Genomic DNA, 12,613 nt, shown 5'->3' with positions numbered 1-12,613 from the left:
GATTTTATAACATTATGTGATAAGGAAGGGTAGAAAAGGATGACGAAATTTATTTTTGTTACTGGAGGAGTTGTTAGTTCCCTAGGAAAAGGAATAACCGCCGCTTCATTGGGATGCTTATTGAAAAAAAGGGGACTAAAAGTCGCGATCCAAAAATTTGATCCTTATATCAACGTCGATCCTGGAACTATGAGTCCTTACCAGCATGGCGAAGTATTTGTTACGGATGATGGTGCGGAAACAGATCTTGATCTTGGACACTATGAACGGTTTATTGATGTCCCGTTGTCCAAAAACAGCAATGTGACTACCGGTAAAATATACTGGTCAGTAATTACCAAGGAACGCAAAGGTGATTATCTTGGGGGGACGGTTCAGGTCATTCCCCACATCACGAATGAAATCAAGGAACGGATATACCGTGTCGCCCGTGAAAGCAATCCGGATGTCGTCATCACCGAGATTGGCGGTACGGTCGGCGATATCGAATCACTGCCTTTCCTGGAAGCTATTCGTCAGGTACGCGGCGATATGGGCAAAGACAATGTCTGTTATATTCACGTGACGCTCCTTCCTTATCTTTCCGCTTCCGGTGAAGTAAAAACAAAACCGACGCAGCACTCGGTCAAAGAACTTCAGGGAATCGGGATTCATCCAAACATTCTTGTCTGCCGGGCGGATAAAGAGATTCACGATGATATGAAAGAGAAATTAGCGCTGCTGTGCGATATCGATAAAGAAGCGATCATTACCAACACAACGGTTTCAACAATTTATGAAGTCCCCCTTCGTCTGCAAAACGAGGGAATGGATGATATTGTCCTGAACTGTTTGGGGTTAAAAGCACCGAAAGCCGATATGACTTCGTGGGAAAATATGGTCCAAAAAATCAAATCTCCCTGCAAAGAAACCGATATAGCTATCGTCGGCAAATATGTTGCACTTCCGGATGCTTATCTCAGTGTTGCTGAAGCGTTACGCCATGCCGGGATAGATCAGAATGCCAAAGTAAATATTCATTGGATCGATTCCGAAGAGCTAGAGCTTCCTGATAGCGATCCAAGTAAAGTTTTTGAAGGGATCAAGGGAATTTTAGTACCCGGAGGATTTGGTATCCGCGGGATTGAAGGGAAACTCAAAGCTATCCAATTTGCCAGAGAGAACAAAGTGCCGTATTTGGGAATATGTTTGGGGATGCAATGCGCTATTATCGAGTTTGCTAGAAATGTCTGCGGCTTGTCCGCGGCGAATAGCACGGAGTTTAACGCTGAATCGGAATACCCGGTGATTGATCTTCTGCCGGAACAGAAGGATATCGAAGATATGGGCGGTACCATGCGGTTAGGTATATCTCCGATCAAAGTCAAACAGGATACCTTGGCATTTACATCCTATAGCAGTGAAGTCATTTATGAACGGCATCGTCACCGTTATGAAGTCAATAATCACTACCGTGAGATATTGGAGAAGAACGGACTTGTTTTCTCAGGAACATCACCGGATGGGCGGTTGGTAGAAATCACAGAGTATCCGGATCATCCCTGGTTTGTTGCTTCTCAGTACCACCCGGAATTCAAGTCCAGACCGTACAGACCGCATCCACTCTTTATGAGCTTTATATCGGCATCATTAAAGGAGAAATAGGATAGATTTCAAGCCGGCCTGGCTGTTCGATATCAACAGACAGGCTGGTATTTATTTACTAATAAACGGGAACACTGTCCGGGAGAGGTATTATACATGGAGACGATAGCGCGTTGGCTGACTGAAAAAGATAGAGAAAATTTTAACGCCTTTATATGTTCGCACCCAAAAGGACATGCTTTGCAACTGTGGGAATGGGGAGAAATCAAGGGCAGAACAGGCTGGAAACCATGGCGGCTGCTTTTAGAAAACAAGAATGGTGACGTGATTGCGGCAGCTACGGTTCTTGAGCGGAGGTTGCCGTTGATTGGTGCTCCCATATTCTATTGTCCGCGGGGACCGGTTGTAGACATGCATAACCAAGCGAAATTAACGGCTGTTATGGATGCCATCAAAGACTTGGCCAAGAAACAAAAAGCCATTCTTTTAAAAATCGATCCGGATATCCCTTCTGAGGATCAGGTTTTATCCCAATTGCTTACCGCAGCGGGTTTTAAGAAAATGGATAACGGTAAAAATTTTGAAGGGGTTCAGCCGAAGTTTGTTTTTCGTTTGGATATATCACCCGATGAAGAGGTACTCCTCGCGAATATGAATCAAAAGACCCGTTACAATATTCGCCTGGCTATCAAAAAAGGTGTTCATATCCGGATTGGTACGCGCACGGACCTTCCGGAATTTTATCGGGTTCTTAAGGAAACCACCGAACGGGATAATTTTTTAGTGCGTTCCTATTCCTATTTTGAAGATATTTACGATACCCTGGTTCCGACGGGGTTTGGACAACTCTTTATTGCCGAGTTTGAAGGGAAGATCATCGCGGGCACACTGGCGTTTGTTACCGGTGATAAAGCCTGGTACATCTATGGCGCGTCTTCCAATTCATATCGCAATGTGATGCCTAATTATTTGATTCAGTGGGAAATGATTCGCTGGGCGAAAGCCAATGGCTGCAGTCTGTATGATTTCCGAGGCGTATCCGGTGATCTGAGTGAGGATAACCCGCTCTATGGTCTCTATAAATTCAAAAAAGGATTCAATGGTGAATTCACTGAATTTATCGGTGAATGGGACTTTGTCTATCGGCCATTTATGTATACAATTTGGCAAATTGCCGAGAAAGTGTACTCAGGGAAGCTGAAAGGTTTGCTGGCTAAATTGCGAGGAAAGTGATTGTAAAGAGGTAAATAATGTCGGACTTATGGATCGAAGTTGATCTCGATGCAATAAAACATAACTATCAACAGGTTGTATCCGGCCTTTCGGAAGGATGCAGTGTTATGGCCGTTGTTAAGGCCGACGCCTATGGCCTTGGTGCAGCGGAAGTTGCCCGCGCCTTGCAAGAAGAAGGGTGTTTGGCCTATGCTGTGACAACGATTACGGAAGCCTTAGCTCTGCGCTCTCAACAAATTAGGGGCCAAATCCTGGTGCTCGGTCCGTCTAGCCCGGAAGACTGGCCGGCCGCCATTGAAGCCGATATAGAAATCACTGTCTCTCAGCTTGACTGGATATCGGTAATGAACAAGCTTGCGGCGAAGTGCGGCAAACAAGCCAAGGTCCATATCAAGATTGAAACGGGGATGGGTCGGACAGGATTTGCTGATGGACAGCTGCAGGAGCTGGCGGCGCGATTGACCGCAGCGTCCTCTCTCCACGTGAGAGGCGCCTATACGCATTTTGCACGCGGCGCGCAGCGTGACAAAGCCTATACACAAATACAACACGAGCGATTTATTGATGCAGTTAAAAAATTGGAAGCTTTAGGTATTCTTATTCCTGAAAAACATGTCTGCAACAGTGCCGCATATTTTGATTTTCCGCAGTACCACTACGATTACGTGAGGGTGGGCACACTTATTATCGGGCATTACCCAACACCTGCTTTTGCCGGAAAACTGCGTTTAAGAGACCCTTGGCTGGCAAAGACCCGTATTGTCCACGTCCAAAAGGCGCCAAAGGCTACCTATGTCGGCTACCAGAGTCTCTATAAAACAAAAAAAGAAACGACGCTGGCGGTGATCCCTGCAGGATATGCTGATGGTTTTGGGATTGAACCAAAGTTGGTACCACAGAATGTGATCGACCTGATTAAAATTATTATCAAGAATACGGCTGCTCTGATCGGCATACAGTTAGGAAAAGAAAAACTTATGCTGGGCGGGAGGACAGTGACAGTGGCAGGCAAGATCGGTATGCAGCTGACGGTGCTTGATGTGGGAGAGGTACCTTGCCAACTCGGTGACGAAATGATCATTCCCCTAAGAAGGACTCAGGCAAATCCGCGAATAATGAGGATATATATAAAAGAAGGGTTATACTATAAAGCACGGTCTTTGAGCGAGGAATTTTTGGCACTTAACACAGTAGGTAATAAGGAGATATAAACTATTTCTTTTTTCTTGGCGTCACTTTTATCTTTATACTGAATGCTTTTCTGCTATAAATTTAATATTATTGCAGGAAAAAATGTTCATCCGGAGAAATAATAACGCATAAGGATCAGCGACTGATGGGGTGCCAAGGGGGTGAGTCGCTCGTGATTTTTCCGGCTGTAACCACAATCGGAATGATTTGTCCACATTGTGGAAAGATACAATATAAAACGATTTCTGCATTTTCGTTAGCGAATAATGTTAGAGATAATTTTTTCTGCTCCTGTGGAACATCACTACTCACATTGCTCAATTTCAAACACCAAAACAAAAAAGTCAGTATCGAGTATCAATGTATTTACTGCGGGAAAGCACATCATAGGTCGGCATCGAGGAAAGCGATCTGGGGAACAGAGCCGATTAGTCTTGTGTGTAATGACAAGGCCCGTCCCATTGGTTATTTCGGGCCCCGGCAGACGGTTGTTGCGCTGTGTCAGGAGACGAAACGCGATTTTGTTGAATTTGTATCTGAGTTTGTCAGTGATGATGAAGAATTTGCCAGTGAAACCGATGATTTCTTTATTGTTTATGGTGTAATGGAGATACTGGACCGGATGGCTGATAAGGGGCAGCTTAGTTGTGAGTGCGGGAGTCATGATCTGTCGGTAGAGATCCTTCCGGATAAAATCGAACTTTTTTGTGCTAGCTGTCATGCCGTCGGGATCATCAATACCGAAAACAAATCCATTTTACGTACGTTGGATGAGGTTGGAGCGATTAGACTGGACCCCAATATGATACAGATTGTTAATGATACTATACGAAAAATTACGATTAAAAATTAAGCAGAAACGTGCTAAAACCGTCATTAAATCGATCTGTCATCTCTAATATGTAAGGGAGGATGATATTTATGCGGTTTTTCTTGGATTCAGCAAATATTGACGAGATCACAAAGGCTTGGGATATGGGTGTGATCGCCGGAGTGACAACAAACCCTTCTTTAGTAGCTAAAGAAAATACGGATTTTTTAACGCTTATCCGTAATATTGCGGCACGCGTTGATGGTCCTATCAGCGCTGAGGTTATTGCTTTGGACTATGCGGGCATGGTAACAGAGGCTCGGGAGCTTGCTTCTCTCGCTCCGAATATTGTTGTCAAGATCCCAATGACTCTGGACGGGCTGAAAGCAGTAAAGACTTTAAAAGAGGAAGGGATCCGAACGAATGTTACTTTAGTATTTACACCGGTTCAAGCGTTACTGGCTGCACGCGCCGGCGCGGCTTATGTCAGTCCTTTCTTAGGACGACTCGATGATATCGGTGAAGTCGGTATGGATCTATTATCAGACATCTGCACAATTTTTGAAGTCCATGATCTGGACTGCCGAATCATTGCTGCCAGTATCCGACATCCTGTTCACGTATTGGAGGCAGCAAAGATCGGGGCCGATTTTGCGACGGTTCCATACAATGTCCTTAGCAAGTTATCGGAGCATCCGTTAACAACAGCGGGAATCAACCGTTTCTTGGCAGACTGGAAAAAATAATGATTACTTGGCTGTTGGGTCATAAGATAAAGAATAAATTAATAAAGGATGTAGCGAGATGGAAAGAGAATTAACCATGGAATTTGCCCGGGTTACGGAAGCAGCAGCGCTGGCCTCCGCCCGTTGGGTAGGTATGGGAAAAAAGAATGAAGCGGATGATGCGGCGGTAGAAGCGATGCGGGCCGTATTCGATACGGTTCACATGGATGGAACGGTGGTCATCGGTGAAGGGGAAATGGATGAAGCCCCGATGCTTTATATTGGAGAGAAACTTGGTACTGGTGAGAAACCGGAGGTCGATGTTGCTGTCGACCCGTTGGAAGGAACCAACCTGGTTGCAAAAGGCATGCCGGGCTCAATTGCTGTACTGGCAGTCACGAAGCGTTATGGGCTTTTGCACGCACCGGATATGTATATGGATAAGATCGCTGTTGGACCAGGTGCGGCAGGACGTATTCATTTGGATGCTCCTGTTGCTGAAAACTTGGAGAATATCGCTAAAGGGTTAAATAAAAATATTAAAGATCTGACGGTTGTTATTTTGGATAGACCACGGCATGCGGAAATCATCCAGCAGGTCAGAGAAGCCGGTTCACGAATTCGCTTGATCACCGATGGGGATGTAGCACCGGCGGTTGCCTGCGCGCTTCCCGGAAGCGGGGTTGATGTCATGATGGGTATAGGCGGGGCCCCGGAAGGTGTACTTGCTGCAGCAGCATTGCGTTGCATGGGCGGTGAAATGCAGGGCAGACTTTGGCCGGAAAACGATGATGACATTCAAAGGGCGCTGAATTTAGGAATCACTGATGTCAGTAAACTCCTCACCTTAAATGATTTAGTTAATACGGACGACATTTTCTTTGCGGCAACCGGGATTACAGAAGGACCGCTGCTTAAGGGCGTTATCTTTAACAGTGACGGAGCGACGACGCATACTGTTGTCATGCGTGGCAAGACAGGGACGGTACGATTCATTGAAGCGAAACATTGTTTTGCTAAAAAGCCGAAATATGCAATCAAAGGCGCTTGCAATGAATAATGAGATTATCGGCGTAAATTTGGATTTTTCTTGACCGGATAGGTGAAGATATGTTAAAATATCATTCGTCGATTCTATTCGATTTTGAGCGATCTGATGGGAAGGAAGGTGACTGGTTATGAAAGAAAAGATTCATCCGAAATATGAACAGACTACAATTACCTGCGCTTGCGGTAATGTCATAGAAACAGGCAGCACAAGGAAAGATATTAAAACGGATATTTGTTCCAAGTGTCATCCTTTCTACACAGGTGTACAACGTTTTGTTGACGCCGGTGGTCGTGTCGATCGTTTTAAAAAGAAATACGGTTTGCAGTAATAACGGCGATTGGTCGTTGCCACAACCAAGTAAAAGAGCAGAGCGTAAGCTCTGCTTTTCGATTATCTAGCTACTTTAAAAGGTGTGCTTGCTACAGGGCCGGAACTATCATAGAATAATAACAAGCCAGTCAGAAATTCTTGTAAAGTAAACCATTACGAAATACACCATTACTATGTTTACGCCCGATAGTGAAGATTACGATATTTGGGAGAGATCAGAAATGCTGAACCGACTTGAAGATATTGAAAAAAGATACAATGAGCTCACTGAACTCCTGGCCAAACCGGAGATCATTGCCAACCAGGCAGATTTTCAGAAATACGCCAGAAGTCAAGCGGGGTTAACCGAGACAGTGACCGTCTATCAGGCCTATAAAGAGAATAATAGGCAGATCGAAGACCTCAAGGCACTATTGGTAGATGAAACGGATAGCGAGATGAGGGCCATGGTGGAATCGGAGGAAGATGAACTTCTGGAAAAGAAGTTGATGATGGAGGAGCAATTAAAGATCCTGCTCCTGCCTAAAGACCCTAATGACGAGAAGAACGTCATTATGGAAATCCGGGCTGGTGCAGGCGGCGATGAAGCGGCGCTTTTTGCAAGCGACTTATATAAAATGTATACTAAATATGCCGAAAGCCAAAACTGGCGAACCGAACTTCTGAGCGCAAGTTATACGGATATCGGCGGTTTTAAAGAAATTATTTTCATGATCGAAGGACAGGGTGCATACAGCCGGTTAAAATACGAGAGCGGCGTCCATCGCGTGCAACGTATTCCGACGACCGAATCAGGAGGACGGATCCATACATCGACAGTCACGGTGGCTGTCCTGCCAGAAGCCGAAGAAGTCGATGTCACTATCAGCCCCAATGATATCCGGATTGATATCTTTTGTTCCAGCGGGCCTGGCGGACAATCGGTGAACACGACTCAGTCGGCAATACGAATCACACATCTTCCGACCGGCATTGTTGTTTCCTGCCAGGACGAGAAATCCCAGCATAAGAATAAAGACAAAGCGTTGAGGGTGCTTAGAGCCAGGCTTTTGGAAAAGGCGCAGGAGGAAGCCGCCGGGGAAATTGCGCAGGAAAGAAAGAGCCAGGTCGGTACCGGTGACCGCAGCGAACGCATCCGTACCTACAACTTCCCCCAGGGACGGGTTTCAGACCATCGAATCGGACTAACCCTGCATAAATTGGATAGTATCCTGCTCGGGGATCTTGAAGAAATCATCAATGCGTTGATTACCACCGATCAGGCAGAAAAGCTGAAAGCTTCTGTTTAAACTATTTTGCTAGTACCTGGCCAACATAAACAGGTTGACATGGTACTCGTGTTGGAATAGAGTTGAAAAGTGTGTTAGCCAAGGAAATTATGGAAGCCCTCGATATAAGGGAATTATTATGTACAGGTACTCGGCATCTGCAGATGTGTGATGTACCGGAAGCCCGGGCAGAGGCTGATCTTATTCTCGCGCATATCTTAGACGTGACCAGAGACAGATTGTATATCGCGCGTGATATACAGGTAACGGGATCGCAAAGAGAGAAGTATTACGATCTTGTTACAAGACGCGGCCGGCGGGAACCCCTGGCTTATTTGCTTAAGGTCCGGGAGTTTATGGGATTGGATTTTTATGTGGATCATCGGGTATTGATTCCGCGACCGGAGACGGAACTCTTGGTTGAGAAAACCGTGGAATTGGGAAAGACTATAGAAGAGAGTCCGAAGTATAGACCTGTGAGGATTTTGGATCTGTGTACCGGCAGCGGCGCTATTGCTGTTTCAGTCGCGCATTGTTGGCCAAATGCTGTTGTTACGGCGACGGATATTTCACGAGATGCATTAGCGGTTGCTCGATACAATGCAGAACGGATTAATGCCGTTGTTGAATTTCGGCAAGGCGACCTTTTTCAGGCAGTATCAGGAGAAACATTTGATATCATTGTATCCAACCCCCCATATGTATCCGATGCCGATTGGCAGGTCTGTTCACCTGAAGTCAGGCGAGAGCCCGTACAAGCGCTGATTGCCGGGAATGACGGCTTGGATTTTTACCGGCGTATCGCACGGGATGCAGGTGCTCATCTGAGCCCGCAGGGTGTTTTGCTCGTAGAGATCGGTTACGATCAGGGGATTTCTGTTAAAACCTTATTTGCGTCAGAAGGTTATAGAACTGTAATATTTCAGGATTATGCCGGCCTGGATAGAATAGTCATCGCCAGGAAGGAATAACCATTATCATATCTTTGATGTTTCGTTCGTATGCATTGGAGAATCCGTGATGAGGAGCGGCTATGGAAACGAAAAGAGTATCTATCCATTTAGAAGGGATCAATACCCGCGACGCACTGCCTCCTACAGAAAAGACGGCAGAGTGTCTTAAGGATGCAGGAGAGCTTCTGAAAAAAGGAGAAATTGTTGCTTTCCCGACTGAGACTGTCTACGGTTTGGGCGCGAACGCCTTAAACGGCGCCGCTTGCCAAAAAATATATGCAGTTAAGGGGCGCCCTGCCGATAATCCGTTGATCGTGCATATTGCTTCTTTAGCTGAAGTAACGGGTATTGTCCGAGTGTGGCCCCAAAAAGCAGAAATCTGTGCACGCCAGTTTTGGCCGGGCCCGTTAACGATTGTATTACCGAAAAAAGACATCATCCCGGACATCGTCAGCGGCGGACTGGATACGGTGGCGGTCCGCATGCCGTCCCACCCGGTTGCCTTAGCTCTGATCCAGGCGGCGGGCTGTCCGCTGGCAGCGCCCAGTGCCAACCTATCTGGGAAACCGAGTCCCACCCTTGCAGAGCATGTTTGGCAGGATTTAAACGGGAAGATTCCGCTGCTCATCGATGGCGGACCATGTACGGTCGGATTGGAATCAACTGTCCTGGATCTGACGGGAGAAATACCGGTGATTTTGCGTCCCGGAGGGATCACCCGTGAACAGCTGGAGGCTGTTTTGGGTAGGGTCGATCTGGACTGCCATTCCGGCAATGATCAACCGAAATCACCGGGTATGAAATACCGGCATTATGCGCCGGAGGGGGATGTGGTCCTTATCCATGGCAGCATTCCGGAAAAAGTTGAGAAGATATCGCATCTCCTATGCAAGAAAGAAGACGGAAAAAAAATAGGGCTTCTTTGCTTAAAGAATACAGCCGCTTTGATGCCGATGGACATACTTAGCAGGGCAGATACGCTATTTATCCTGGGGTCAGAGGAGGATCTTACCTTGGCTGCAGGCCGTCTGTATGAGGGACTTCGCTATTGCGATAAACATAAGGTTGATATGATCCTCGCTGAAGAAATCTCGGAAGAGGGGATCGGGTTAGCTTTTATGAACCGCCTTAGAAAAGCTGCAGGTAAGAAAAACATGTCTGATCCTGCTAAAATACTATCCCGACCGGATCAGGATTAAGGAGGATATCTCTTGGAGATTTTATGGATCATTGCGGTATCGATCGCTTTAGGAATGGATGCCTTTTCATTTTCGCTTGCATTGGGAATGATTGGGATCGAGAATAGAACAGCAGCCCGACTTGTAGGAATCGTTGCGGTCTTTCATGTGATTATGCCCCTGACCGGCCTATGGGTCGGACAGAAACTGGGTCTTCTGTTTGGTAATATTGCCGTTGGGATCGGAGCGGTCATACTCCTTTGGCTTGGGGGTAAAATGGTTTTAGGCGCTCTGCGGGGAGGAGAAAAAACGAATATTCCCAATTTGAATGGTTTCGGAATCTACGCATTGGCTTTCAGCGTAAGCCTGGATGCACTCAGTGTCGGCTTCTCTCTGGGGACCTTTGTCAGCGCGATACTTCCGGCGACACTCGTCATGGGTTTTACGGCAGGAACCATGACTGGACTGGGCATTATCCTGGGAAGAAAAATGGGGACTTGGTTAGGCGGCAAAGCCCAAGCGCTTGGTGGCATAATTTTATTTTTGATAGGAATACGCATGGCCTACAGCATATTCTTCTAATAACAATTTACTCCACTCCCGGAAAGAGGGTATAATGAAAGCATGAAAATTTTATTCGTTTGCACCGGCAATACCTGCCGCAGCCCGATGGCTTTGGGTTTAGCCCGGCTTTATTTCCCGGTTGAACATGAGCTTGCTTCTGCAGGCATTCATGCCTATACCGGCGATGCCGTCAGCCGGCATGCCTCGGAGGCCTTAAAAGAAAAAGGAATTGATATTTCCAGACATAGGGCAACCCAGTTAATAAGGGATAGTGTTGAGCATGCTGACTTGATACTCACTATGACACACGCGCAGCAAGACTTATTAACTGAAGCTTACCCCGAATTTCAGGATAAAATAAAACAAATCGGGGATTGGGCTGGTTTAAGGAAAGAAATCACCGATCCTTGGCAGGGTTCGTTGGCAACCTATCGCCAATGCGCGGCGGATATCGAAGAAATCATTAAGGCCGGTGTAACTCGCTCACTATAATAAGATCAAAACGGAGGCATACGATGAAAATTGCTTTAGGTGCAGACCATGCCGGGTACAGTCTGAAGGAGTGTATCAAGGGGTATCTTACAGAAAAAGGATATGAGATCGTTGACTGTGGGACAGATTCCGAGACGTCTGTTGACTATCCGGAATATGGATTCTGTACTGCGAAAACGGTTATGGACGGTAAAGCGGATTGCGGTATCCTTGTTTGCGGCACAGGGATCGGGATATCGATTGCCGCCAATAAAGTCAAAGGTATTCGGGCGGCTCTCTGTACAGACAGTTATATGGCTAAAATGGCACGGGAGCATAACAATGCCAATATTCTCGCGCTTGGCGCCAGAGTCATCGGACAAGGGGTTGCTTTAGACATCGTGGATGCCTTCCTGACAACATCTTTCGCCGGTTGGAAACATGCACGGCGGATAGATTTGATCAACGAATTTGAGAAAAAGGCGTGAGTATTTTAGTATATCAGAAAAACTCTAAGTGACTTTCTGTCCCAGAAAGTTTGATTCACGTTCTGAATTACATAAGTGCAGCTATGGCGGTCGCCTTCGTTTAAGACTTGGCGCCAGCCAAGTTTTACTTAAGAAAGGCGTGTAAGGATCATGTCGGATAAGACGGAAATGCTCCAGTATATCAGCGGTGAATGGGATCATATTCTTCAAGCCTTTGCAGAGACAGCCGGACTGCATCCCGGACAGTTAATCGTCATCGGCTGCAGCACAAGTGAGGTGCTCGGAGGCAAAATCGGTAAAGCCAGCAGCAGGGAAGTCGCCGACATCCTAATCAAACCATTAACCCTATGGGCGTCCAGGCTGGAGGTATCTATCGCCGTTCAATGCTGTGAACATTTAAACCGGGTGTTAATCGTGGAAAAGAAGACGGCAGAGAAACTGGGGCTTGAATCGGTGATCGTAATGCCTTCGCTGTCTGCTGGAGGTGCATTGGCAGTAGCGGCATGGGATAATTTTTCGGAACCGATTGCAGTTGAACAGATTAAGGCAGACGCAGGAATCGACATAGGCGATACATTTATTGGGATGCATTTGCGGGCAGTGGTTGTCCCAGTCCGTATCGATATCAAAAGCCTTGGTTCAGCACATGTCACCTTGGCCAGAACACGGCCAAAATATGTCGGTGGACCGAGAGCAGCTTATCCTTGCAGTTAGTATAGTAAACTTGGCTGGCACCAAGTTTTTGACAATATACTATGAAATAATG

The 12,613-nt window shown here is 46.4% G+C and carries 14 protein-coding genes; all 14 read left to right on the top strand.

Going from position 1 to position 12,613, the window contains the following annotated elements:
* Nucleotides 1-39: 39 nt before the first annotated feature.
* The 14 genes from LPY66_RS20580 to LPY66_RS20515 all read left to right on the top strand — a co-directional run bounded on the left by LPY66_RS20580 (nucleotide 40) and on the right by LPY66_RS20515 (nucleotide 12,561).
* The gene (locus tag LPY66_RS20580; protein WP_337986102.1) at nucleotides 40-1,644 is read left to right on the top strand and encodes a CTP synthase; all 1,605 of its coding nucleotides are present in this window, start codon (nucleotides 40-42) and stop codon (nucleotides 1,642-1,644) included.
* 96 nt (nucleotides 1,645-1,740) lie between these two features.
* Nucleotides 1,741-2,817, top strand: coding sequence for a lipid II:glycine glycyltransferase FemX (locus tag LPY66_RS20575; protein WP_337986101.1), 1,077 nt, complete (start codon nucleotides 1,741-1,743; stop codon nucleotides 2,815-2,817).
* Nucleotides 2,818-2,834: 17 nt separating this feature from the next.
* Nucleotides 2,835-4,028, top strand: coding sequence for an alanine racemase (alr, locus tag LPY66_RS20570; RefSeq protein ID WP_337986100.1), 1,194 nt, complete (start codon nucleotides 2,835-2,837; stop codon nucleotides 4,026-4,028).
* 152 nt (nucleotides 4,029-4,180) lie between these two features.
* Complete coding sequence (locus LPY66_RS20565; protein ID WP_337986099.1) at nucleotides 4,181-4,861, top strand: hypothetical protein; 681 nt, start codon at nucleotides 4,181-4,183, stop codon at nucleotides 4,859-4,861.
* Nucleotides 4,862-4,929: 68 nt separating this feature from the next.
* Nucleotides 4,930-5,565: a fructose-6-phosphate aldolase gene (fsa, locus tag LPY66_RS20560; RefSeq protein WP_337986098.1), complete on the top strand. Its 636-nt coding sequence runs from the start codon at nucleotides 4,930-4,932 to the stop codon at nucleotides 5,563-5,565.
* Nucleotides 5,566-5,623: 58 nt separating this feature from the next.
* Nucleotides 5,624-6,604, top strand: coding sequence for a class II fructose-bisphosphatase (glpX, locus tag LPY66_RS20555; RefSeq protein WP_337986097.1), 981 nt, complete (start codon nucleotides 5,624-5,626; stop codon nucleotides 6,602-6,604).
* Nucleotides 6,605-6,722: 118 nt separating this feature from the next.
* Entirely contained in the window at nucleotides 6,723-6,923 is a 201-nt protein-coding gene (gene rpmE / locus LPY66_RS20550) for a 50S ribosomal protein L31 (RefSeq protein WP_337986096.1), read from the top strand.
* A 223-nt stretch (nucleotides 6,924-7,146) separates the two neighbouring features.
* Nucleotides 7,147-8,214, top strand: coding sequence for a peptide chain release factor 1 (gene prfA, locus LPY66_RS20545; RefSeq protein WP_337986095.1), 1,068 nt, complete (start codon nucleotides 7,147-7,149; stop codon nucleotides 8,212-8,214).
* Nucleotides 8,215-8,285: 71 nt separating this feature from the next.
* Nucleotides 8,286-9,164: a peptide chain release factor N(5)-glutamine methyltransferase gene (prmC, locus tag LPY66_RS20540; protein ID WP_337988154.1), complete on the top strand. Its 879-nt coding sequence runs from the start codon at nucleotides 8,286-8,288 to the stop codon at nucleotides 9,162-9,164.
* 62 nt (nucleotides 9,165-9,226) lie between these two features.
* Entirely contained in the window at nucleotides 9,227-10,345 is a 1,119-nt protein-coding gene (locus LPY66_RS20535) for an L-threonylcarbamoyladenylate synthase (RefSeq protein ID WP_337986094.1), read from the top strand.
* A gap of 12 nt (nucleotides 10,346-10,357) precedes the next feature.
* Nucleotides 10,358-10,906, top strand: coding sequence for a manganese efflux pump MntP (locus LPY66_RS20530; protein ID WP_337986093.1), 549 nt, complete (start codon nucleotides 10,358-10,360; stop codon nucleotides 10,904-10,906).
* A gap of 42 nt (nucleotides 10,907-10,948) precedes the next feature.
* A complete protein-coding gene (locus LPY66_RS20525; protein WP_337986092.1) occupies nucleotides 10,949-11,380 on the top strand; it encodes a low molecular weight protein arginine phosphatase in 432 nt (143 codons plus the stop codon).
* Between the two features lie 23 nt (nucleotides 11,381-11,403).
* Nucleotides 11,404-11,847, top strand: a complete 444-nt coding sequence (rpiB, locus tag LPY66_RS20520) for a ribose 5-phosphate isomerase B (RefSeq protein ID WP_337986091.1) — start codon at nucleotides 11,404-11,406, stop codon at nucleotides 11,845-11,847.
* 150 nt (nucleotides 11,848-11,997) lie between these two features.
* Nucleotides 11,998-12,561 (top strand): TIGR01440 family protein, encoded by a 564-nt coding sequence (locus tag LPY66_RS20515; RefSeq protein WP_337986090.1) that lies wholly within the window; start codon nucleotides 11,998-12,000, stop codon nucleotides 12,559-12,561.
* Nucleotides 12,562-12,613 lie beyond the last annotated feature (52 nt).

The sequence above is a fragment of the Dehalobacter sp. DCM genome (assembly GCF_024972775.1).
GTDB lineage: Bacteria > Bacillota > Desulfitobacteriia > Desulfitobacteriales > Syntrophobotulaceae > Dehalobacter.
The sequence above is the reverse complement of the archived record's forward strand: the minus strand, read 5'-3'. Positions and strand labels throughout refer to the sequence as shown.

What these genes read in the sequence shown, in the direction of transcription:
- LPY66_RS20580 (WP_337986102.1), top strand. Translation starts at nt 40, where the DNA reads ATGACGAAATTTATTTTTGTTACTGGAGGAGTTGTTAGTTCCCTAGGA.
- LPY66_RS20575 (WP_337986101.1), top strand. Translation starts at nt 1,741, where the DNA reads ATGGAGACGATAGCGCGTTGGCTGACTGAAAAAGATAGAGAAAATTTT.
- alr (WP_337986100.1), top strand. Translation starts at nt 2,835, where the DNA reads ATGTCGGACTTATGGATCGAAGTTGATCTCGATGCAATAAAACATAAC.
- fsa (WP_337986098.1), top strand. Translation starts at nt 4,930, where the DNA reads ATGCGGTTTTTCTTGGATTCAGCAAATATTGACGAGATCACAAAGGCT.
- glpX (WP_337986097.1), top strand. Translation starts at nt 5,624, where the DNA reads ATGGAAAGAGAATTAACCATGGAATTTGCCCGGGTTACGGAAGCAGCA.
- rpmE (WP_337986096.1), top strand. Translation starts at nt 6,723, where the DNA reads ATGAAAGAAAAGATTCATCCGAAATATGAACAGACTACAATTACCTGC.
- prfA (WP_337986095.1), top strand. Translation starts at nt 7,147, where the DNA reads ATGCTGAACCGACTTGAAGATATTGAAAAAAGATACAATGAGCTCACT.
- LPY66_RS20535 (WP_337986094.1), top strand. Translation starts at nt 9,227, where the DNA reads ATGGAAACGAAAAGAGTATCTATCCATTTAGAAGGGATCAATACCCGC.
- LPY66_RS20525 (WP_337986092.1), top strand. Translation starts at nt 10,949, where the DNA reads ATGAAAATTTTATTCGTTTGCACCGGCAATACCTGCCGCAGCCCGATG.
- rpiB (WP_337986091.1), top strand. Translation starts at nt 11,404, where the DNA reads ATGAAAATTGCTTTAGGTGCAGACCATGCCGGGTACAGTCTGAAGGAG.
- LPY66_RS20515 (WP_337986090.1), top strand. Translation starts at nt 11,998, where the DNA reads ATGTCGGATAAGACGGAAATGCTCCAGTATATCAGCGGTGAATGGGAT.